Here is a 262-nt window from a genome sequence, read left to right as displayed (position 1 = left end):
TTGCCGCTTGGGAAGCGAAACGCCAAGTCTTGAACTTGGCGTTATCGTATTGGGCGCCTGGCAATGTCCTACTTTCACATGGCGAATGCCACACTATCATCGGCGCTAAGGCGTTTCACGGTCCTGTTCGGGATGGGAAGGCGTGGGACCACCTCGCTATGGCCACCAGACATAAACTTGTACAAACTAGAAGAAGCCTGAGTTGATGTTTCATCAACCCACATATATTCGGTATTCAATTGTGTCGCACAACCACTATCTC

Annotated in this window: 1 rRNA gene; it reads right to left on the bottom strand. The window is 50.0% G+C overall.

Going from position 1 to position 262, the window contains the following annotated elements:
* Positions 1 to 55 precede the first annotated feature (55 nt).
* Positions 56 to 170 (bottom strand): 5S ribosomal RNA (gene rrf, locus ACFP9U_RS25235).
* Positions 171 to 262 lie beyond the last annotated feature (92 nt).

This window comes from Nitratireductor sp. GCM10026969 (assembly GCF_042660605.1).
Taxonomy (GTDB): Bacteria; Pseudomonadota; Alphaproteobacteria; order Rhizobiales; family Rhizobiaceae; genus Chelativorans.
This window is presented reverse-complemented; position numbering and strand designations above follow the sequence as displayed.